The 19,472-nt window shown below is 74.6% G+C and carries 20 protein-coding genes and 1 riboswitch; of the genes, 13 read left to right on the top strand and 7 right to left on the bottom strand.

The features are described 5' to 3' along the window. Positions 1 to 59: 59 nt before the first annotated feature. Both ACFT55_RS10185 and ACFT55_RS10180 read right to left on the bottom strand, forming a co-directional pair. A complete protein-coding gene (locus tag ACFT55_RS10185; RefSeq protein WP_380243707.1) occupies positions 60 to 2,162 on the bottom strand; it encodes an acyl-CoA dehydrogenase in 2,103 nt (700 codons plus the stop codon). Beyond that, the gene (locus ACFT55_RS10180; RefSeq protein ID WP_380243706.1) at positions 2,159 to 2,908 is read right to left on the bottom strand and encodes a TetR/AcrR family transcriptional regulator; all 750 of its coding nucleotides are present in this window, start codon (positions 2,906 to 2,908) and stop codon (positions 2,159 to 2,161) included. The genes ACFT55_RS10185 and ACFT55_RS10180 overlap by 4 nt, the downstream gene beginning before the upstream one ends. 86 nt (positions 2,909 to 2,994) lie before the next feature. Here ACFT55_RS10180 and ACFT55_RS10175 point away from each other — a divergent pair, with 86 nt between their 5' ends. The 4 genes from ACFT55_RS10175 (at position 2,995) to ACFT55_RS10160 (ending at position 7,908) form a co-directional block, all read left to right on the top strand. Then, positions 2,995 to 4,365 carry an acetyl-CoA C-acetyltransferase gene (locus ACFT55_RS10175; RefSeq protein WP_380243705.1) on the top strand — a complete coding sequence of 457 codons (1,371 nt, stop codon included), beginning with the start codon at positions 2,995 to 2,997 and terminating at the stop codon, positions 4,363 to 4,365. 11 nt (positions 4,366 to 4,376) lie between these two features. Beyond that, positions 4,377 to 5,732: a 3-oxoacyl-ACP reductase gene (locus ACFT55_RS10170; protein WP_380243704.1), complete on the top strand. Its 1,356-nt coding sequence runs from the start codon at positions 4,377 to 4,379 to the stop codon at positions 5,730 to 5,732. Continuing rightward, positions 5,729 to 6,811 (top strand): MaoC family dehydratase, encoded by a 1,083-nt coding sequence (locus ACFT55_RS10165; protein ID WP_380243703.1) that lies wholly within the window; start codon positions 5,729 to 5,731, stop codon positions 6,809 to 6,811. Before ACFT55_RS10170 ends, ACFT55_RS10165 begins: the two co-directional genes overlap by 4 nt. 176 nt (positions 6,812 to 6,987) lie before the next feature. After that, positions 6,988 to 7,908 (top strand): LLM class flavin-dependent oxidoreductase, encoded by a 921-nt coding sequence (locus ACFT55_RS10160; RefSeq protein WP_380243702.1) that lies wholly within the window; start codon positions 6,988 to 6,990, stop codon positions 7,906 to 7,908. Between the two features lie 15 nt (positions 7,909 to 7,923). On the opposite strand, the gene ACFT55_RS10155 is transcribed toward ACFT55_RS10160, so the two are convergent. Continuing rightward, positions 7,924 to 8,490 (bottom strand): GNAT family N-acetyltransferase, encoded by a 567-nt coding sequence (locus ACFT55_RS10155; RefSeq protein ID WP_380243701.1) that lies wholly within the window; start codon positions 8,488 to 8,490, stop codon positions 7,924 to 7,926. Between the two features lie 84 nt (positions 8,491 to 8,574). On the opposite strand from ACFT55_RS10155, the gene ACFT55_RS10150 reads away from it, so the two are divergent. Together ACFT55_RS10150 and ACFT55_RS10145 are read left to right on the top strand one after the other, a co-directional pair. Then, complete coding sequence (locus ACFT55_RS10150) at positions 8,575 to 10,050, top strand: amidase (protein WP_380243700.1); 1,476 nt, start codon at positions 8,575 to 8,577, stop codon at positions 10,048 to 10,050. A gap of 83 nt (positions 10,051 to 10,133) precedes the next feature. Further along, positions 10,134 to 10,307, top strand: coding sequence for a CsbD family protein (locus ACFT55_RS10145; protein ID WP_380243699.1), 174 nt, complete (start codon positions 10,134 to 10,136; stop codon positions 10,305 to 10,307). A gap of 68 nt (positions 10,308 to 10,375) precedes the next feature. On the opposite strand, the gene ACFT55_RS10140 is transcribed toward ACFT55_RS10145, so the two are convergent. Then, entirely contained in the window at positions 10,376 to 11,836 is a 1,461-nt protein-coding gene (locus tag ACFT55_RS10140) for an aminotransferase class V-fold PLP-dependent enzyme (protein ID WP_380243698.1), read from the bottom strand. A gap of 34 nt (positions 11,837 to 11,870) precedes the next feature. Further along, positions 11,871 to 11,986: riboswitch (SAM riboswitch) on the bottom strand. Between the two features lie 107 nt (positions 11,987 to 12,093). Here ACFT55_RS10140 and ACFT55_RS10135 point away from each other — a divergent pair. Next, positions 12,094 to 12,564, top strand: coding sequence for a GNAT family N-acetyltransferase (locus tag ACFT55_RS10135; RefSeq protein ID WP_380243697.1), 471 nt, complete (start codon positions 12,094 to 12,096; stop codon positions 12,562 to 12,564). A gap of 37 nt (positions 12,565 to 12,601) precedes the next feature. Here the strand turns inward: ACFT55_RS10135 and ACFT55_RS10130 are convergent, their stop codons facing one another. Next, the gene (locus ACFT55_RS10130) at positions 12,602 to 12,793 is read right to left on the bottom strand and encodes a hypothetical protein (protein ID WP_380243696.1); all 192 of its coding nucleotides are present in this window, start codon (positions 12,791 to 12,793) and stop codon (positions 12,602 to 12,604) included. A 264-nt stretch (positions 12,794 to 13,057) separates the two neighbouring features. On the opposite strand from ACFT55_RS10130, the gene ACFT55_RS10125 reads away from it, so the two are divergent. The 4 genes from ACFT55_RS10125 (at position 13,058) to ACFT55_RS10110 (ending at position 16,136) form a co-directional block, all read left to right on the top strand. Further along, entirely contained in the window at positions 13,058 to 13,531 is a 474-nt protein-coding gene (locus ACFT55_RS10125) for a rhodanese-like domain-containing protein (protein ID WP_380243695.1), read from the top strand. A 41-nt stretch (positions 13,532 to 13,572) separates the two neighbouring features. Continuing rightward, a complete protein-coding gene (locus ACFT55_RS10120) occupies positions 13,573 to 14,799 on the top strand; it encodes an O-succinylhomoserine sulfhydrylase (RefSeq protein ID WP_380243708.1) in 1,227 nt (408 codons plus the stop codon). A 64-nt stretch (positions 14,800 to 14,863) separates the two neighbouring features. Then, complete coding sequence (locus ACFT55_RS10115; RefSeq protein WP_380243694.1) at positions 14,864 to 15,349, top strand: hypothetical protein; 486 nt, start codon at positions 14,864 to 14,866, stop codon at positions 15,347 to 15,349. Positions 15,350 to 15,404: 55 nt separating this feature from the next. Continuing rightward, the gene (locus ACFT55_RS10110; RefSeq protein WP_380243692.1) at positions 15,405 to 16,136 is read left to right on the top strand and encodes a class I SAM-dependent methyltransferase; all 732 of its coding nucleotides are present in this window, start codon (positions 15,405 to 15,407) and stop codon (positions 16,134 to 16,136) included. Between the two features lie 4 nt (positions 16,137 to 16,140). On the opposite strand, the gene ACFT55_RS10105 is transcribed toward ACFT55_RS10110, so the two are convergent. Both ACFT55_RS10105 and ACFT55_RS10100 read right to left on the bottom strand, forming a co-directional pair. Then, a complete protein-coding gene (locus ACFT55_RS10105; protein WP_380243691.1) occupies positions 16,141 to 17,157 on the bottom strand; it encodes an NADP-dependent oxidoreductase in 1,017 nt (338 codons plus the stop codon). Between the two features lie 48 nt (positions 17,158 to 17,205). Then, complete coding sequence (locus ACFT55_RS10100; RefSeq protein WP_380243690.1) at positions 17,206 to 17,592, bottom strand: DUF1304 domain-containing protein; 387 nt, start codon at positions 17,590 to 17,592, stop codon at positions 17,206 to 17,208. Between the two features lie 107 nt (positions 17,593 to 17,699). Here ACFT55_RS10100 and ACFT55_RS10095 point away from each other — a divergent pair, with 107 nt between their 5' ends. Beyond that, a complete protein-coding gene (locus tag ACFT55_RS10095; protein WP_380243689.1) occupies positions 17,700 to 18,287 on the top strand; it encodes a TetR/AcrR family transcriptional regulator in 588 nt (195 codons plus the stop codon). 85 nt (positions 18,288 to 18,372) lie between these two features. Further along, the coding region (locus ACFT55_RS10090) for a DUF5107 domain-containing protein (RefSeq protein WP_380243688.1) at positions 18,373 to 19,472 on the top strand (1,100 nt) is incomplete at its 3' end.

Raw genomic sequence — 19,472 nt, 5'->3', positions numbered from 1 at the left:
GACCAGGTCTCGACGGGCCCCCTCCGGCGTCCGGCGACGGATCAGCCGGGCCGGCCGGCTCAGCCGCGCCGCTGCTTCTTCAGCGCCTTCTCGCTGACCGGCGCGGTGCCGTCGGCCCGCTGCTGCGCGTAGTACGCCCGCGCCTCGTCCTGCCGCTCGGCCTCGATGCCCGACGCGATCACGGCCCGCAGGTGCTCCTGCCCGTAGCCCCACGCGTCGACCAGGTCGACGGCGTGCGGGCGCAGGCGGTCGAGCAGGCGGTCGACGTACGAGGTCACCGTGCGCGCGCGCTGCGCCGACAGGCGCCCGTGGATCAGGTACCAGGCGAGGTTGCGCTCGATCAGGGTGAGCCCGAAGACGTCCCGCACCCAGGTCATGACCCGGCGGGTGCCCGGGTCCTCGACCTGCTCCAGCGCGTCGGTGAACGCCGACCAGCGCAGCAGGTCCGCGTGCGCCCGGGCCGCCTCGAGGAGCTGCACCTGGTTCTCGTCGAAGATCCGCGCGGCGGTCACCGGGTCGGCCTTCTGCGCGGGGCGCAGGGCCATGGCGACCTCCTCGACGATCGTCGCGACGCGGTCGGCGAGCAGCTCGCGCTGGGTCTCGGCGTCGCGCAGGTGCCCGGCGGCACGACGCGGGTCGCCCGCGTCCGCGATGGCCTGCCCGGCTCGGCGCAGCCCGGTGCGGTGCAGCGCGGTGTCCGCGGCGCGGTCGACCACGAACCGCGCGATGCCCGCCGGCGTCGACGTGGCGCCCTTGAGGGCCTTCGCGTAGTCGCCCACGAGGCGCTTGGCGACGAGCTGCAGCAGCACCGTGTTGTCGCCCTCGAACGTGGCGTACACGTCCAGGTCGTGGTGCAGGCTCGTGATGCGGTTCTCGGTGATGAACCCGGCGCCGCCGCACGCGACGCGCGCCTCCTGCAGCGTCTCGAGCGCGAACGTCGTCGACGTCGCCTTGAGCGCCGCCGCCATCGTCTCCAGGTCCTCGCGGTGCTCGGGGGTGTCCTTCGCCCCGGAGAACACGTCGTCGAAAAGGTCGAGCAGGCGGTCGTGCGCGAAGTGCGTCGCGTACGTCTCGGCGATGCGCGGGAACAGGCGGCGGCGGTGCGTCGCGTAGTCGAGCAGCACCGTCTCCTCGATCGGCGACGCCGACGTGAACTGGCGGCGCTCCGCGCCGTACCGCACGGCGATGGCGAGCCCGAGCTTGGACGCCGTCGAGGCCGCACCGTCCAGCGAGACGCGTCCCTGCACCAGCGAGCCGAGCATGGTGAAGAAGCGGCGACCGGGGCTGTCGATCGACGACGAGTACGTGCCGTCCGCGGCGACGGCGCCGTAGCGGGCCAGCAGGTCCGTGCGGGGGACGCGCACGTGGTCGAACGCCAGGCGACCGTTGTCCACGCCGCGCAGGCCTCCCTTGAGCCCGTCGTCGTGCCCGCTGATGCCGGGGAGGAACTCCATGGTCTCCGGGTCGCGGACCGGGACGTAGAAGCAGTGCACGCCATGGTTGACGCCGTTCGTGACCAGCTGCGCGAAGACGGTCGCCGCCGTGGCGTGCGCGGCCGCGTTGCCCAGGTACTCCTTCCACGCCGCGCGGAACGGCGTGTGGATGACGAACTCCTCCGTCTCCGGGTCGTACGTGGCCGTCGTGGCGACCGAGGCGACGTCCGAGCCGTGCCCGATCTCCGTCATCGCGAACGCGCCCGGCACCGAGAGGTCCATCGCCCCGGGCAGCAGGCGGTCCTGCTGCTCCGGCGTCCCGAGGTGCAGGATCGCCGAGGCGAACAGGCCCCACTGGACGCCCGCCTTGATCTGCAGCGACGGGTCGGCCACCACGAGCTCCTCGAAGCCCGCCAGGTTGGCGCCCGGCGAGTCGCCGCCGCCGAGCCGCTCGGGGAACGCCAGCCACACCTGGTGCTTCTCGTCCGCGTTCGCGAGGAGGCGCATCTGCTCGAGCACCCGCTCGCGGTGCTCCGCCATCGACAGCGACTCGTCCTTCCAGAAGGTCGGGTCGGTCGAGCGGGCACGGGCGTGGCGGCGCCACTCCGGCCACCGGCCGAGCAGCTGCTCGGACAGGCCCGCGACGTCGACGCGGGGCGTCGGCTTGCCTGCGGACCCCTGGTGCGCGGCGGGCGCGTGCGTCACGGGACGGTCGGACGTCGTGGTCATCGGTGCTCCTGCGGTTGTGCGGGGTCGGGGGTCGGAGAGGTCGCGAGAGGCGTGGCGCCCTCGTGGTGGAGGACGCCGACGGGGCCGGTCCACAGCCACAGGGTCACCTGCTCGGTGAGCTCCTCCCGGGTGAGGCGGCCGGCGCCGTCGTGACCGAGCCACCACTCGCCGGCGCCGCGGACGAAGCCGACGGCACCGGCCGCCCACGCCGCCGCGAGCGCCGGAGCGACGTGGACGGCGCGCGCGAACGGTTCGGCGACCAGCTCGATGACGGAGTCGAGGTACGCACCCAGCGCCTCGGCCTGCCCGGTGCCGGCGGCCCCGGGGGCGGGCTCGTTGCCGCCGATGGCGGTGCGCGTCACGAACCAGTAGACGTTGGGCGAGTGCTCGATCATCTCGAGGTACACGCGGACCATGGCGCGCAGCGCGGCGTGCGGCGTCGGCGCCGCCTCGGCGGCCTCGCGGAGGGCGTCGTGCATCGTCGCGACGACGTGCGCGGCCACGGCGAGCCGCAACCCTGCCTTGTCCTCGAAGTACCGGTAGACGATCGACTTGGACGTGCCCGCCTCGCCGGCGATCTCGTCCATGGAGACCCCCGGCCCCCCGCGGTGGACGGCCTTGCGCGCCGCGTTGACGAGCTGGGCCCGTCGCGCGGCACGATGGTCGTCCCACCGGGTCGACCGACCGTCGAGGGCCGGTCGAGAATCCGGGTTCGAGCGGGCGTCGAGCTGTTCTGCGGCCGTCATCGGCCGCACCTTGTGACTCGTCTCACGGGACTGAGAGTATCAGGTACTGTGAGTCCTACCTGACCGACGGAGTGAAGGATCTACCTGTGGCTACACGCAAGCCGTCCGACGGCTCCTCCCCGAGCACGTCCCGGACCCCCCGTGCCGCGAAGCCGACCGTGCGGGACGCCGTGATCGTGGGCGGCAACCGCATCCCGTTCTCGCGGGCCGGGAAGAAGTACGCCGACGCCTCCAACCAGGAGATGTTCACCGCCGCCCTCGAAGGGCTCGTCGCGCGCTTCGGCCTCCAGGGCGAGCGCATCGGCGAGGTCGTCGGCGGCGCCGTGCTCAAGCACTCCCGCGACTTCAACCTCGTGCGCGAGTCCGTCCTCGGTTCCTCGCTGTCCCCCCAGACGCCCGCCTTCGACCTCCAGCAGGCCTGCGCCACCGGCCTCGAGGCCGCCATCACCGTGGCCAACAAGATCCGCCTCGGCCAGATCGAGTCCGGCATCGCCGGGGGCACGGACACCATCTCCGACGCCCCCGTCGCGGTGAGCGAGGGGCTGCGCCGCGCGCTGCTCGACGCCTCGCACGCGAAGACGCTCCAGGCCCGCCTCAAGGCCTTCGCGAAGGTACGCCCCTCCGACCTCAAGCCGCTCACCCCCGCCACCGACGAGCCGCGCACCGGCCTGTCGATGGGCGAGCACCAGGCGATCACGACGGCGCGCTGGGGCATCTCCCGGGCCGCGCAGGACGAGATCGCCCTCGCCAGCCACCAGCACCTCGCCGCCGCGTGGGACGCAGGCTTCTTCGACGACCTCGTCACGCCGTTCCGTGGCCTGACCCGCGACGACAACCTGCGCGCCGACACCTCGCTGGAGAAGCTCGCCGGGCTCAAGCCGGTCTTCGGCCGCGGTCTGGCCGAGCCCGCCGAGCCCACGATGACCGCCGGCAACTCCACCCCGCTGACCGACGGCGCCTCCACCGTGCTGCTGTCGTCCGCCGAGTGGGCCGCCGAGCGCGACCTGCCGGTCCTCGCCCGCCTCGTCGACGCGGAGACCGCGGCCGTCGACTTCGTGCACGGCCACGACGGGCTGCTCATGGCGCCCGTGCACGCCGTGCCGCGCCTGCTCGCCCGCAACGGGCTCGCGCTGGACGACTTCGACTTCTACGAGATCCACGAGGCGTTCGCGTCGACCGTCCTCACGACGCTCGCCGCCTGGGAGGACCCCGACTACTGCAAGGCCGAGCTCGGGCTCGACGAGCCGCTCGGGAGCATCGACCGCGACCGGCTCAACGTCAACGGCTCCTCGCTCGCCGCGGGGCACCCGTTCGCCGCCACCGGCGGGCGCATCCTCGCCACCGCGGCGAAGCTGGTCGCAGCGAAGGCCGCGGAGACCGGCAAGCCGGCCCGCGCCCTCATCTCCATCTGCGCCGCGGGCGGCCTCGGCGCCACCGCCGTCGTCGAGTCCGTCTGAGAGGGGACCCCGTGACCGACTCCTACACCAAGGCCGTCAACTCGGGCTTCACGAAGACGCTCGCCACCAAGCTGGGCCTGCCGCGGCCCGCCGTGCTGCGGCGCTTTCGCGCGGGCGACCCGCTGACCGTCGGCCCCGTGCTCGTCGTCTCCGACGCCGCCTCCACCGGCGACGCCGACCTCCTCGCCAAGGAGCTCCTGGGCTGGGGCCTCGACGTGCGGCGCCAGCCCTCCGACGACGCCCGCTGGGGCGCCGTCCTCCTCGTGCTCACCGGGTCCGCCCGGCCCACCGACGTCTCCGAGGCGGTCCTCTCCGTCGGGTCGGTGCTGCGCCGCCTCGCCACCAACGGCCGCGTGGTGACCGTGTCCCGCGAGGCCGCCGCCGGCGACGCGCCCGCGCTGGCCGCCGCCCGCAACGGGGTGGACGGCTTCCTGCGCTCGCTCGCCAAGGAGCTGCGCGCAGGCGCCACCGGCAACGGCGTCGTGCTCACCGACGGCGCTGCCGTCGACGCCCCGTCGGCCCTCGCGACGCTGCGCTTCTTCCTGTCCGCCCGCTCGGCGTACGTGGACGGGCAGCTGCTGCCCGTCGGGCCGGCGCAGGCCGACCTGCCCGGCGACTGGGACCGCCCGCTGGCCGGGAAGGTCGCCGTGGTCACCGGCGCGGCGCGGGGCATCGGTGCCGCGATCGCGAAGGCGCTGGCCCGCGACGGCGCCACCGTCGTGTGCGTGGACGTCCCCGCCGCCGGCGAGGGGCTGGCCCGCACCGCGAACGCCGTGGGCGGCACCACGCTCCAGCTCGACGTCACGGCGCAGGACGCGGGCCGCCGCATCCTCGAGCACGCGCGCACCCGGCACGGCGGGCTCGACATCGTGGTGCACAACGCGGGGATCCTGCGCGACAAGCTGCTCGCCAACATGAAGCCGGCGCAGTGGGACGCGGTGATCGCCGTCAACCTCGAGGCGCAGCTGCGGATCAACGACCAGCTGCTGGGCAGCGACGGCGACGACGGCGTGGACGGCCTGCGGATCGTCTCGCTCGCCTCGACCTCCGGCATCGCCGGCAACAAGGGCCAGACCAACTACGCGTTCTCCAAGGCAGGCGTCATCGGGCACACGCGCGCCACCGCGCCGCTGGTCGCCGCCCGGGGCGGCACGGCGAACGCGGTGGCGCCGGGCTTCATCGAGACCGAGATGACGGCGTCGATCCCGTTCGCCACCCGCGAGGTGGCGCGCCGGGTGTCGTCGCTGCAGCAGGGCGGGCAGCCGGTCGACGTCGCCGAGGCGATCGCGTTCCTGTGCTCCCCCGCGGCGGCAGGCGTCAACGGGCAGGTGCTGCGCGTGTGCGGGCAGAACCTGGTGGGGCGGTGACGGCGGCCGCGCCGGCCACCAGCGCCGGCGAGCCGCTGCGCGTGGAGACCCTGCCGACCCTGCCGGCGCTCGGCGGCCTCTACGCGCGCGGGGCCGCCGCGTCCGGACGCATCGCCGCCGGCCGTGCGATGCCGGGGCTGCCCGTCATCGGCCAGGGACGGTCCGGCGACGGCGGCGGCGAGGAGCCCGCCCTCACGCTGCCCGACGTCGTCTACCGCGTCACCGGGGTGCCGACGGCCGACCTCGCCCACCACCTGCACGACTACCAGCGGCTGCTGCACGAGCCGGTGACCGACGTGCTGCCCGCGGGCTACCTGCACGTGCTCGCCTTCCCGCTGGCGACGGCGGTCATGGTCCGCGGCGACTTCCCGCTGCCGCTCCTGGGCATGGTGCACCTCGCGAACGACGTCGTGCTGCGAGGACCCGTGACCCTCGGTGACGTGCTCGAGGTGCGTGCGTGGGCCGAGAACCTCCGCCCCCACAAGCGAGGTGTGCAGGTGGACCTGGTGGCCGAGGTGCGGCGCCAGGACGACCCCGCGGGCACGCCCGTGTGGCGCGGCGTCTCGACGTATCTCGCGAAGGGCTTCCACCTGCCGTGGACGGCCGAGGCGGAGGCGTCGGACGCCGCCGCTCCCGAGGAGGCGGACGGCGCGGAGGACCGCGCCCCGGCGGGCACCTGGACGCCGCCGCTGCCCACCGGCCGCTGGGCCCTCGGTCCTGGCACCGGTCGTGCCTACGGCGCGGTGTCCGGCGACCGCAACCCGATCCACCTGTCGGCCCTGTCCGCCAAGGCGTTCGGGTTCCCCCGTGCCATCGCGCACGGCATGTACACCGCCGCCCGCGCGCTGGCCGACGTCGGGCACGCCCGCGGGGACGCCTACCGGTGGACCGTCGAGTTCGCGTCGCCCGTGCTCCTTCCGGGCACCGTCGACGTGGCCGTCACCCCGGACGCCGCAGGTGCCCCGGGTGCCCAGGACGCCCAGGCAGCCCCGGGCGGCGACACGAGCGGGTTCGCTTACGTCGGATGGAACGGCGCGCGCGGCCGCCAGCACTTCCGCGGTACCGTCACGCCGCTCTGACCCGCCTGCCGAGGTAGTTCCCGAGCTGCCGAGGTAGTCCGAGAGGTGCCGAGGTAGTTCCCAAGGTGCCCAGGTAGTTCGAGAGGTGCCGAGGTAGTCCACTACCTCGGCACCTCTCGTGCTACCTCGGCACGTCTGGTGCTACCTCGGCGCGCGGGTTGCGGCAGGATCGGCGCATGGTGACCCTCGGCTGCATCCTCGCCCCCTACGGCAACCCGCCCTCGCGGTTCGTCCCGTTCGCCCGCACGGCGGAGGCCGCCGGCCTCGACGAGGTGTGGCTGTGGGAGGACTGCTTCCTCGAGTCCGGCCCCAGCGCTGCGGCGGCGATGCTGTCCGCCACCGAGCGGCTGACCGTCGGGATCGGTGTGATGCCGCTGCCGCTGCGGAACGTCGCGCTCACGGCGATGGAGACGGCGACGCTCGACGGCATGTTCCCCGGCCGGTTCCTGCCCGGCGTCGGGCACGGCGTGCAGGACTGGATGGGGCAGGTCGGGGCGCGCGTCGCCTCTCCGCTGACGCTCATGCGCGAGCAGGTCACCGCGTTGCGGGCCCTGCTGGCCGGCGAGCGCGTCACGACGTCGGGCCGCTACGTCACCCTGCAGGACGTCGCCCTCGACTGGCCGCCCGCCTCCGCTCCCCCGGTGCTCGCCGCGGCGAAGGGGCCGAAGACGCTGCGGCTGGTCGGCGAGGTCGCCCAAGGCGTCGTCATCGACGGCGACACCGGCGTCTCGGGAGCGCGACACGCCGTCGCGCTGCTCGACGAGGGCCGTGCCGCCGCCGGCCTGCCACCGGTCGGCGACTCCGGCCCGGACGCCGAGCACCCGTTCCGGACGGTCGCCTTCGCGCAGGTCGCCACCGGCGCCGGGGCGGCCGACCGGTTGCGCCGCTCCCTGGCGCGGTGGGACGTCGACGCGTCGTCCGACGAGACCCTCGCCGACCACGCGACGTGGGGCTCCGCCGAGGAGGTCGCCGAGGGCCTGCGCCGGTACGCCGACCTCGGCGTCTCCACCGTGGTGGTGCAGCCGACCCTGGACGAGCCGGACCTCGACGGCTTCGCGGCGTTCCTCGGCCAGGAGGTGGCCCCGCTGCTGCGGTGACGCCCGCGCGGAGGGCTACGCCAGACGCGCCTCGAGCCCCGCGCGGACGTCGGGCCACTCGTCGTCGACGATCGAGAAGTACGCGGTGTCCCCGACCGTGCCGTCGGCGGCGACCCGGTGCTTGCGCAGCACCCCTTCCGGCTTCGCGCCGAGGCGCTGGATGGCCGCGCACGACCGGGTGTTGCGGGCGTCCGCGCGCAGCGCGACCCGCCGCAGCCCCCACACGTCGAACGCGTGCCGCAGCAGGAGCAGCTTGCACGCCGGGTTCGTGGTGCCGCCCCACCAGGCGCGCCCGTAGAACGTGGTGCCGATCTCGACGCGCCCCGGCCCGGGAGCGAGGTCGTAGTAGCGGGTGGACCCGCGGACCGTGCCGTCGTCGCCGAGCACGACGAACGCCGTCGTCCCGGGCGTGGCGACGCCCGCCTCGATCCAGGCCTCCAGGTCGGCCACCGAGGTGGGGACGGGCGACGTCATGCCGAACCAGAGGTCGGCATCCACCAGGGGGAGCAGTGCGGCGGCGTGCTGCGGGCCGAGCGGCTCGAGCCGGACGCCGTGTCCGGCGAGGACGAGGTCGTGGGTCACCCGCCCATCCTCGCCGAACCCGGCACGACGTCCGGACACCGACCGCATCCCGAACGTCGCCCGGGTTCGGCGCAGGATGGGGGCATGGACGCCCTGCACGAGATGACGGCCGCCCGGCTCCGCGAGCACCTGCGCTCGGGCGAGCTCACCCCCACCGAGGTGGCCGACCACTACCTGGCGCGGATCGAGCGCGCCAACCCCGACCTCGGCGCCTTCGTCACCGTCACGCCCGAGGCGGCGCGCGAGCGGGCCGCCGTGCTCGAGCACGACGGCGCGCACGGCCGGGCGCTCCTGTGGGGGCTGCCGGGCGGCGACAAGGACCTGTGGATGCGGGCCGGCGTCCCCGCCGGGTTCGGCTCGCGCGCCTTCTCCGGTGCCGACGCCGTCGTCCCGCCGGTGAGCGACGAGATCGTCGAGGTGCTCGACGCCGCCGGCATGGTCAGCCTCGGCCGCACGACCGCCCCCGAGCTCGGCTTCCCCGCCTACACCGAGCCGCTCGCCGGGCCGGTGGCCCGCAACCCGTGGGACCTGCGCCTCGGGGCGGGCGGGTCGAGCGGGGGCGCGGCCGTGGCGGTCGCGGCGGGGCTGCTGCCGTGCGCGGCCGGGTCGGACGGTGGTGGGTCCGTCCGCATCCCCGCGGCCGCGTGCGGCGTCGTCGGGCTGAAGCCGAGCCGCGGCCTGGTCCCCGCCGGGTCGGGGCAGGAGTCCCTGGGCGGGCTCGTGGTGAACGGACCCCTCGCCCGCACGACCGAGGACACCGCGCTGCTGCTCGAGGGCATGCTCGGCTGGACGCCCGACGGCCGGGTGGCCCACCCCCTGACCCTCCGCGCGCCGTCCGCGCGCGCCGGCGACTACCTGGCGGCGGCGCGGCGTGGCGAGGTGGCGGGCAGCGGTGGCGAGGACGTCCAGGGCCGGTTCCGCGTGGGCGTCACCACGGACTCCGCGTGGGACGACTTCTACGAGATCACGACGTCGGACGCCGCGCGGGCAGCGCTCGACGCGGGTGTCGGGGCCCTCACCGGCCTCGGGCACGAGGTCGAGGGCCTGGCGCTCGAACCGGCCCCGACGTACGGCCCCGCCTTCCGGACCCTGTGGATGGCGGGCGCCTCCGCGGTGCCGCTCGACGACCCGGAGCGGCTCGCCCGGCTGGAGCCGCTCACCCGCTGGCTGATCGGGCGCGGCCGCGAGGTGCCCGCGCGGCAGCTCGCCGAGGCGCTGCGGGCACTCACCGCGTTCGAGCGCCGGCTGGTGGCGCAGGTGTCGCGGTTCGACGCCGTCGTGACCCCCGCGCTGGCCCTGACCCCCCGACCGGTGGGCTGGTTCGACCCCGAGGACCCCGAGCGCAACTTCGAGCAGCAGTGCCAGTACACGCCCTGGACGTCGATGCTCAACGTGGCCGGCCTGCCCGCGATCACGGTACCCACGCGCTGGACCGACGACGGCCTGCCGATGGGTGTCCAGCTGATCGGGCGGCCCGGCGGCGAGACCACGCTGCTCGCGATCGCCGCCCAGCTCGAGGACCGGCTGCGCTGGGCGGACCGCCACCCACCGGTCTGGTGAGCGTCGGCGCCTCCGCGTGCGAGCACCCACGAGCAGACCTAGCGTCGAGACCTGAGGTAGTTCGTTCGACGGAAGGAGCCCCGATGGGACTGGGAGACAAGGCCAAGCACCTCGCGGAAGAGGGCGAGGGCAAGGTCAAGGAGGCAGCGGGCAAGCTCACCGACAACGAGAAGAAAGAGGCCGAGGGCAAGGCTCAGCAGTCCAGCGCGAACCTCAAGCAGGCGGGCGACGACACGAAGGACGCCTTCAAGGGCTGACCCGCCCACGACGACGGGGCGTCACCACGCGGGTGGCGCCCCGTCGTCATGCCCGCAGGCAGGCTCGGTCAGACGTCGTCGGGCAGGCAGCCGAACGCCTCGTCGGCGCCCAGCGCGGCGGTGGCGAGCAGGCCCTCCAGCCCGGACCCGTCGGGCACGGGACGCGGATCGCCGACGACGACCCACAGGCCGTCCACCACGTCGTACTGCGCCTGCGGCCCGTCGACGACGAGGGAGCGCACGGCGCCGACGAGCCGCTCGACCTCCTCGCCCGCGGTCCCGAGCCCGACCGACGCCCGCACCGCCCCGGCGTCGAACCCGAGGCGACCGAGCAGCGGGTGCGCGCAGAAGCGCCCGTCCCGCACGCCGATGCCGTGCTCGGCCGACAGGTACGCGGCGACCAGGCCGGGGTCGTAGCCGGCGACGGTGAAGGTGACGACCCCCACGGGGTCGACGGCGTCGTCCCACACGTGCACGACATCGACGCGGTCGATCGCCTCCAGCCCGCCGACCAGGCGGCGGCGCAGGGCGTCCTCGTGCTCCGTGGCGGCGCGCTCGTCCAGGCCCGCGAGCTCGTCGCACGCCACCGCGAGCGCGACGGCGCCCACGACGTTGGGCGAGCCGGCCTCGTGCCGGGCCGGGCCCTCGTGCCAGTCGGTGCTCGCGGTGCGCACCCGGCGGACGGCGCCACCGCCGGCGAGGTACGGCGTGCCCGCGTCGAGCCAGTCGCGGCGGCCGACGAGGGCGCCGGCACCGAACGGGGCGTAGGTCTTGTGCCCGGAGAAGGCGACGTAGTCGACGCCGGTGTCCGCGAGCGAGAAGCGGCGGTGCGGCACCAGCTGCGCGCCGTCGAGCACGACCCGGGCGCCCGCGCCGTGCGCCGCGGCGACGACGTCGGCGACGGGCAGCGCCTCGCCCGTGACGTTGGACGCGCCGGTGAGGGCGAGGAGGGCGTAGGGGCGGCCGGTGGCCACGCCGGCGGCGAGCTCGTCCTGGATCTCGGCCAGCGTCGCGGCGACGGACGGTCCGCCCGCGACGACGGTCGCGTCGGTGGCGCGCTGCCAGGGCAGGAGGTTGGCGTGGTGCTCGATGTCGAGCACGAGGACGCGTCCCGGCTCGCCCGTCGCCGGGTCGGCGGGCACGCAGCCGGCGAGCAGGTTGAGCGAGTCCGTGGTGTTGCGGGTGACGATCGTGAGGTCGTCGTCGCGCGCGCCCACGAACGCCCCGATCGTGCGGCGGGCGGTCTCGTAGAGCGCGGTGGAGACCTGCGAGAGGTAGCCGGCGCCGCGGTGCACGCTGGCGTACAGCGGAAGCACGCGAGCGACGCGGTCGGCGACGGCCTGCAGCGCGGGGGCAGACGCCGCGACGTCGAGGTTGGCGTACGGCACCTGGCGGCCGTCGACGAGCGGCACGAGCGTGTCCGCGCCGACGACGGGCAGCACGGGCGCGACGTCGTGCACGGGCCGGGCGGTGGGTGCTGGAGCGGGCGTGGTGGGCGCCGGGGCGGGCGCGGTGGCGAGCGTGGTCATGCGTGGTCCTCCTCGGTCGTGCCGGGGAGGTGGCTCCCCGCGCTTGCCCGACGCCGGACGGCGCGGGGCCAGGTCGTCACCCGGGGCACCCCGCCGCGAGAGGAGGGTTGCCGGCCAGCGAGCCGGGGCTTCGCGCTGGCACTCATGACCTGTGGCTATCGTGCGGGCGCCGCGAGGCGTCGTCAAGCGATGGGACGCCTTTCTCACGATGCGGTCACCACCTGGCGGCGGGGGCCGGCGCCCGCCACAGTCCGCGCATGGTCTCCGCACTCCCCCCGGCCCCGCTCACCGTGCGCCGTGCCGCGACGTCCGACGTCGACGTCGCACTGCCCCTGTTCCTCGGCTACCTCGACTTCTACGGCACCACGCACCCGCCGGAGCGGGCGCGCGCCTTCCTCGCGGCACGGCTCGAGGCCGGCGAGAGCGTGCTGTTCCTCGCGGAGTCCGGCGACCAGGCCGTCGGGCTCGCGCAGGTCTACCCCACGTTCTCCTCGCTCGGCCTCCGGCTCACGTGGACGCTCAACGACCTGTTCGTCGACCCGGCCGCGCGCGGGACCGGCGCGGGCCGCGCCCTCGTGCGCGCCGTGGCGGACGCCGCCCGCGCGGCCGGCGCGCGGCACGTGGCCCTGAGCACCGCGCGGACCAACTCCCGGGCGCAGTCGCTGTACGAGGACGAGGGCTTCGTGCGCGACGACGAGTTCCTCGGCTACGTCCTGCCGCTCGGCTGAGCGTCGTCACGCGCCACGCCCGGGCGCGCGTCCCCGGTCAGAACGCCCCGCCCCCGCCGTCGCGCCAGCCGAGCACGTTGTCGGCGCCCTGGGGGTACGGCCCCTCGTGCGGGTACGACCCGTCGTGCGGGCGCCCGCGCGCGGGACGCGGAGGCAGGTCGCGCGGCCGTTCCAGCGGCTCGGGCCGTTCCCGGTGGAACCACTGCCTGACGGTGTCGACGATCTTCATGGTGGGCCTTCCGCTCCGGCGGGAGAAGTCGCTATCACTTTACCCATCTTTGACCCGTGCGCGCCGGGAGCATGGCGACTCGGCTCGCGTCGCGAGACGCGTGACCACCACGCGGACAGCTGTCGTACGATCGCCACGACCATCCCGAGCGGCCGAGTGACGTGGCACGTCGACGCCGCAGCAACCCGCGGGCCGGTCGTCGCCCTGGTGGCGACGGACGGGCCGGACGAGGGTGCTACCGCCACGACCGATGGGAGGAACGCGATGACGCCCCAGATCGACCCCCGCCCCGCCGACGGCTACGCCGGCGACCTCACCCCGCAGCAGGCGTGGGACCTGCTCGCCGCCGACCCGGCCGCCGTCCTCGTGGACGTGCGCACCGAGGGCGAGTGGCGGGCGATCGGCGTGCCCGACACGACCGCAGCCGGAGCGCCGGCCGTGTTCGTGGAGTGGGTGCAGGCCGGCGGACGCCCGAACCCTGGATTTCTCGCCGACCTCGCCGCCGCGGGCCTGAGCGCGGGCGCACCCGTCGTCTTCCTGTGCCGCTCGGGCCAGCGCTCGATCGGCGCCGCCCGCCTCGCCACGTCGGCCGGCCTCGGACCGGCGTACAACGTGCTCGAGGGCTTCGAGGGCGGCCCCGGCTTCGACGGCGTCCGCGACCGCGAGGGCTGGAAGGTGCGCGGCCTGCCCTGGCGCACCTACGCCGACGGCGCCCCGGCGACCGGGGTCCGCGCGTGAGCGCCGCCGGCATCCCCACGGGCCCGGCCGCCGACGACGTCGTGCACGGCGGCTCCGGCCGCGGACCTCTGCCCGCGACCGCCCGGCCCGCGACGCTCGCCGTCCGCGGCGGGCACCGCCGCTCGGAGTACCAGGAGACGTCGGAGGCGCTGTTCCTCACGCAGGGATACGTGTACGACACGGCGGCCGACGCGGAGGCGTCGTTCACGGGCGACCTGTCCCGCTTCATCTACTCCCGGTACGGCAACCCGACGGTGCACACGTTCGAGGAGCGGCTGCGGCTGCTGGAGGGCGCGGAGGCCTGCTACGCGACGGCCTCCGGCATGTCGGCGGTCTTCACGACGCTCGCCGCGCTGGTCTCCAGCGGGTCGCGCATCGTCTCCGCGCGCGCCCTGTTCGGCTCCACGAACGTCATCTACGAGGAGATCCTCGCGAAGTGGGGCGTGCGGGTCGACTACGTGGACGGCCACGTGCTGTCCCAGTGGGAGGAGGCGCTGGCCACTCCGGCCGACGTCGTCTTCTTCGAGTCGCCGTCCAACCCCATGCAGGACCTCGTCGACGTGCGGCGCGTGGCCGAGCTGGCGCACGCCGCCGGCGCGCAGGTCGTGGTGGACAACGTGTTCGCCACGCCGATCCTGCAGCAGCCGCTGACGCTCGGGGCCGACATCGTCGTCTACTCGGCGACCAAGCACATCGACGGCCAGGGCCGCGTGCTGGGCGGGGCGATCCTCGGGCCGAAGGAGTTCCTCGAGGGCCCGGTCCAGACCTTCATCCGCAACACCGGCCCGTCGCTCAGCCCGTTCAACGCCTGGGTGCTGGCCAAGGGCCTGGAGACGCTCGACCTGCGCGTGCGCGCGCAGAACGCCGCCGCGCTGGAGATCGCCACGACCCTCGAGGGCCTCGACCAGATCGCGACCGTGCGCTACCCGTACCTGCCGTCGCACCCGCAGCACGAGCTCGCACGGTCGCAGCAGTCCGGCGGCGGCACGGTCGTGACGTTCGACCTCGCCGTCCCGGAGGGGACCGACCCGGAGGCGGCGAAGAAGCGCACGTTCGCCTTCCTCGACGCCCTCCAGATCGTCGACATCTCCAACAACCTCGGCGACGCGAAGTCGATCATCACGCACCCCGCCACCACCACCCACCGCAAGCTCGGCCCCGAGGGCCGCGCCAAGGTCGGCATCGCCGAGACCACCGTGCGGCTGTCGATCGGGCTGGAGGACCCCCGCGACATCGTCGAGGATGTCGAGCAGGCACTGCACGCCTGAGGACCGCCGTGTCGGCGGCACCCCCCACGATGGGGTCCCGACGCTCTCTCGACCTGGAGGACTCATGGGCTCGATGCACGACTTCGACTTCCTCGTCGGAGCCTGGGGGGTGCGCCACCGCCGCCGCGGCGACTCCTTGAACCCGGCGGGCCCCTCGGACACCTGGACCGAGTTCGAGACCGAGGCGACCGTCGCCCACATCCTCGACGGGCTGGGCAACGCGGACGACACGGCGGGCACCCTGCCGGACGGGACGCGCTTCAGCGGTCACAGCCTGCGGCTCTACGACCCCGCGCGGGACGTGTGGCGGATCTGGTGGGCGTCGACCAGCAACCCTGGCGAGCTCGACCCGCCGGTCGAGGGACGGTTCACGGACGGCGTCGGCGTCTTCGTCGGCCCGTTCGAGCACGACGGCCGCACGCTGCTCGCGCGCTTCCGCTGGCTCGACACCGCCACGGACCACCCGCGGTGGGAGCAGGACTTCTCGTTCGACGGCGGCGACAGCTGGGCCCCGGTGAACTGGGTCATGACGCACACCCGGCTGCGCTGAACCGGGCACCGGGAATTCTCTGGTCGCCGGCACGGGTGGCGCCTACGGTCGACCCGTGCCCGACGCGATCTTCGCCGACCCCACCTTGGCCCGGCTCTACGACCCGCTGGACCCGGACCGCAGCGACCTCGACGCCTACGTGGCGCTCGCGCGCCAGTTCGGGGCGCGCCGCGTGCTCGACGTCGGCTGCGGCACCGGCACGTTCGCCGTCCTGCTCGCCGCGCAGGGGTTCGACGTCGTGGGCGTGGACCCGGCGGGCGCGTCGCTCGACGTCGCGCGTGGCAAGCCCGGCGCCGAGCGGGTGCGCTGGCTGCACGGGGACGCCACCGCCCTGCCGCCCCTGGAGGTGGACCTCGCGACCATGACGGCGAACGTCGCGCAGGTCTTCCGCACCGACGACGACTGGGCGGCGACCCTCCGCGGTGTCCGTGCCGCGCTGGCACCGGGCGGGCACCTGGTGTTCGAGACCCGCGACCCCGCGCGGCGCGCATGGGAGGGCTGGACGCGTGAGCGGACCTTCGTGCGCGCGGACGTGCCGGGCTTCGGCGTCGTGGAGTCGTGGACCGAGGTGACGGACGTCGCCGGCGCGCTGGTGACCTTCCACGACACGACGGTCCTGGCCGACGGACGCGTGCTGCACTCCGACTCCACGCTGCGCTTCCGCGACCACGACGAGCTCACCACGTCGCTGGAGGACGCCGGCTACGTCGTCGAGCAGGTGCGCGACGCGCCCGACCGCCCGGGGCTGGAGTGGGTGTTCGTGGCCCGGGCGGCCGAGCGGGGCTGAGGGCTCAGCGCGCCGTGCGGACGACCATCTTGCCGGTGTTGGCGCCACGCATCATGTCGATGAACGCCTGCGGCGCGTTCTCGATGCCGTCGACGACGGTCTCGTCGTAGGCGACCTTCCCGTCGGCGAACCAGCCGCTCATGAGCTCGCGGTACTCCGCGGCGTGGTGGAGGTAGCCACCGAGGGTGAAGCCCTGCAGGCGCAGCCCGCGGGTGATGAGGTTCGGCATGTTGTCCGGGCCGGGCAGCCGGTCGGTGGTGTTGTAGCCGGCGATGGCGCCGCACAGCGCGACGCGGCCGCCGTCGTTCATGACGTCGAGCGCGGCGGTGAGGTGGTCGCCGCCGACGTTGTCGAAGAAGACGTCGACCCCGTCGGGCACGAGGGCCGGGAGCTGCTCGCGCACGGGCGCGTCCTTGTAGTTCAGGGCGGCGTCGTACCCGTACTTGGACGTGAGGAGGTCGACCTTCTCCGGCGACCCGGCGGAGCCGACCACCCGTCCGGCGCCGAGCAGCCGCGCGATCTGGCCCGCCGCCGTGCCGACCGCGCCGGCAGCCCCCGAGACGAAGACGGTGTCACCCGGCTGCATGCCCGCGATCGCGGTGAGGCCGACGTAGCCCGTGAGCCCCGTCATGCCGAGGATGCCCAGGTGCAGCGACAGCGGCGCGCCCGGCAGCTCCGGCACGACCTGGAAGCCGCGCGCGTCCTCCTGCACCACGTCGCGCCAGCCGTGCTGGTGCAGCACCACCGCGCCCACCGGGACGTCGTCGGACGCGGACTCGACGACGCGTCCGACCGCACCGCCGGTCATGGTCTCCCCGAGCGCGAAGGGCGGCACGTAGCTCTTGACGTCGTTCATCCGGCCGCGCATGTACGGGTCGACGGAGACGAACTCGTTGGCCACGCGCACCTGGCCGGGCTCCAGGTCCCCGTAGGAGACCTGGACGGTGCGGAAGTCGTCCGGTACGGGCCACCCGGTGGGGCGGGCGGCGAGCTGGACCTGGGTGGAGACGATCGAGGACATGCGGGGCAGAGCCTTCTTTCCGGTGCAGGGAGGAACGGTGGCGCCCGGTCAGGACGCGAGCCCGACGACGAGCGCGACGACGGCGAGCAGCGGCACGGTGCCCTGCTTGAGCGCCGCGCCACGCTTGTCGGGCGAGGACAGGAACAGGACGAGGGCGGCGGCCAGCATGCTTCCCGTCCCGGCGAGCACGAGCGCCGCGCCGGCGGCGGTGGAGCCGACCGCGACGAGGACGATGCCGACCGCGCTCACGACGGCGAGGAACAGGTTGTAGAAGCCCTGGTTGAAGGCGAGCTCACGCGTCGCGGCGGCCTCAGCCTCGGTGGTGCCGAACGTGGCGCGCGCCCGGGGCGTGGTCCACGCGAGCGACTCGAGCCAGAAGATGTACACGTGGAGCGCGGCGGCGACTCCCGCCAGGACCAGTCCCGTGACGATCATCCGAGGCTCCTTGTCTGCCCGTCGGGTGACCCGACGCCTGCCGTTTTCTGAAACGTTCGGTTTACAACATAGAGTTGTACCGACCGTTCCACAAACCGGGAGGCACGATGGGCAGGACGCAGGGGTTCGAGACCGAGCACGCGGTCCGCGCCGCCCGCGAGGTCTTCTGGCGCGACGGCTACGCCGAGGCGTCCGTGCCCGCCCTCGAACAGGCCACCGGGCTGAACCGGTCGAGCATCTACCACGCCTTCGGCTCCAAGCGTGGGCTGTTCGACGCCGCCGTGCAGAGCTACCTCGACGAGGTCGTCCGGCCCCGCCTGCGTCCCCTCGTCGCCGACCCCGTCCCTCCCGGGGCCCTGCGCTCCTACCTCACGGACCTGCGCGCCGCGCTTGCCCGGGCGGACGAGGTCCAGGGGACCTCGGGCTGCCTGCTCGTCAACACGTCCAGCTCGCCCTTGGCCCGCGACGACGCCGTCCGCCAGACCGTGGCCGACTACCGCGCCGAGCTGCACGACGCCCTCGCCCGCGGGGTCGCGGCCGCCCTCCCCCCTGCGCAGAGCTCCGAGGCGGCCCGGCTCGCCGACGTCTGCACGGCTCTGGTGATCAGCGCGTTCACCCTCGTGCGGGTCGACCCGCCCAGCGCGCTGCACTGCCTGGACACCGCCGTCGCCCTGGTCGAGGACGCCGGCGCCTGACGTCCCGCGGCCGGCGCATGGGATGCTCGTGCCGCGGCGGACGCGCTCGACGGCGACGCGTGGCCAGCATCCCGGGAGGACGCCGATGACCACGACCCTGCGGCACGAGACGATGGAGCTGCCCGTCGCGACGCTCGGTGCGGAGGGCCCGTTCCCGCCGCTCGCACCGGAGAAGGTGCCCGTCCTCGCCCCGGACCGCGACACCGTGCCGGCAGACGTCGCCGACCGGGTCGGGGCCGCACCACCGCCGTGGGTGTACCCGTACCACCCGCAGTCCGACTACGACCGGCAGCGGACGCCGGGCCGCCTCGACGTCGTCGTGCTGGAGAACGAGCACCTGCGGGCGACCGTCGTACCGGCGCTCGGCGGGCGGGTCTGGTCGCTCGTCGACGTACCCACGGATACGGACCTGGTCTACGCGAACCGGGTGCTGCAGCCCGCCAACCTCGCGCTGCGCGACGCGTGGTTCGCCGGGGGTGTCGAGTTCAATATCGGGACCCGCGGGCACTCGCCCACGACGTGCTCGCCGCTGCACGCGGCTGTCGTGACCGGCCCGGACGGCGCGCCCGGGCTCCGGATGTGGGAGCTCGAGCGGGTGCGCGGCGTCGTGCTCCAGATCGACGTCCACCTGGGCCACGACGCGACGATGCTCGCGGTGCACGTGCGCCTGACCAACCCGGCGGACACCCCGGTACCGATCTACTGGTGGACCAACGTCGCCGTGCCCGAGGAGGACGACACGCGGGTCTTCGCCGCCTCGCGCACCACCTACCTCTCCGACTACACCGCAGGCCTCACGGGGATCACGGCTCCGTGGCGAGGCGACGTCGACATCACCCGCCCGGGTCGCCACGCCGACGCGGCCGACTACTTCGTCGACTGCCGCGGCACCGACGTCCCCTGGGTCATGGCGGTGGCGCCGACGGGACGCGGCCTGATCCACGCCAGCACCCCCCGGCTGGCCGCGTGCAAGCTGTTCTGCTGGGGCACGGGCCGCGGCTCGCAGCACTGGCAGGAGTGGCTCTCGCCGGGCGGCGGGCGCTACGCCGAGATCCAGGCGGGCCTCGCCCCCACCCAGTTCGAGTACCTCGAGCTGGGCGGGCGGGAGGAGTGGTCGTGGACGGAGGTGCTCGGCGGCGTCGGCGTGGGGCCCGTGCCGCCGTCCACCGACCCCGAGGACGGCCT

Source organism: Isoptericola sp. NPDC057191, assembly GCF_042670225.1.
Classification (GTDB): domain Bacteria; phylum Actinomycetota; class Actinomycetes; order Actinomycetales; family Cellulomonadaceae; genus Isoptericola.
Note: the sequence above shows the minus strand (reverse complement) of the source record. Positions and strands in the feature narration are given on the sequence as shown.

Coding starts and splice junctions, on each gene's coding strand:
- ACFT55_RS10180 (WP_380243706.1), bottom strand. CDS start 2,908: ATGACGGCCGCAGAACAGCTCGACGCCCGCTCGAACCCGGATTCTCGA.
- ACFT55_RS10135 (WP_380243697.1), top strand. CDS start 12,094: ATGGTCTCCGCACTCCCCCCGGCCCCGCTCACCGTGCGCCGTGCCGCG.
- ACFT55_RS10130 (WP_380243696.1), bottom strand. CDS start 12,793: ATGAAGATCGTCGACACCGTCAGGCAGTGGTTCCACCGGGAACGGCCC.
- ACFT55_RS10105 (WP_380243691.1), bottom strand. CDS start 17,157: ATGTCCTCGATCGTCTCCACCCAGGTCCAGCTCGCCGCCCGCCCCACC.
- ACFT55_RS10125 (WP_380243695.1), top strand. CDS start 13,058: ATGACGCCCCAGATCGACCCCCGCCCCGCCGACGGCTACGCCGGCGAC.
- ACFT55_RS10115 (WP_380243694.1), top strand. CDS start 14,864: ATGGGCTCGATGCACGACTTCGACTTCCTCGTCGGAGCCTGGGGGGTG.
- ACFT55_RS10100 (WP_380243690.1), bottom strand. CDS start 17,592: ATGATCGTCACGGGACTGGTCCTGGCGGGAGTCGCCGCCGCGCTCCAC.
- ACFT55_RS10145 (WP_380243699.1), top strand. CDS start 10,134: ATGGGACTGGGAGACAAGGCCAAGCACCTCGCGGAAGAGGGCGAGGGC.
- ACFT55_RS10095 (WP_380243689.1), top strand. CDS start 17,700: ATGGGCAGGACGCAGGGGTTCGAGACCGAGCACGCGGTCCGCGCCGCC.
- ACFT55_RS10160 (WP_380243702.1), top strand. CDS start 6,988: ATGGTGACCCTCGGCTGCATCCTCGCCCCCTACGGCAACCCGCCCTCG.
- ACFT55_RS10185 (WP_380243707.1), bottom strand. CDS start 2,162: ATGACCACGACGTCCGACCGTCCCGTGACGCACGCGCCCGCCGCGCAC.
- ACFT55_RS10140 (WP_380243698.1), bottom strand. CDS start 11,836: ATGACCACGCTCGCCACCGCGCCCGCCCCGGCGCCCACCACGCCCGCT.
- ACFT55_RS10150 (WP_380243700.1), top strand. CDS start 8,575: ATGGACGCCCTGCACGAGATGACGGCCGCCCGGCTCCGCGAGCACCTG.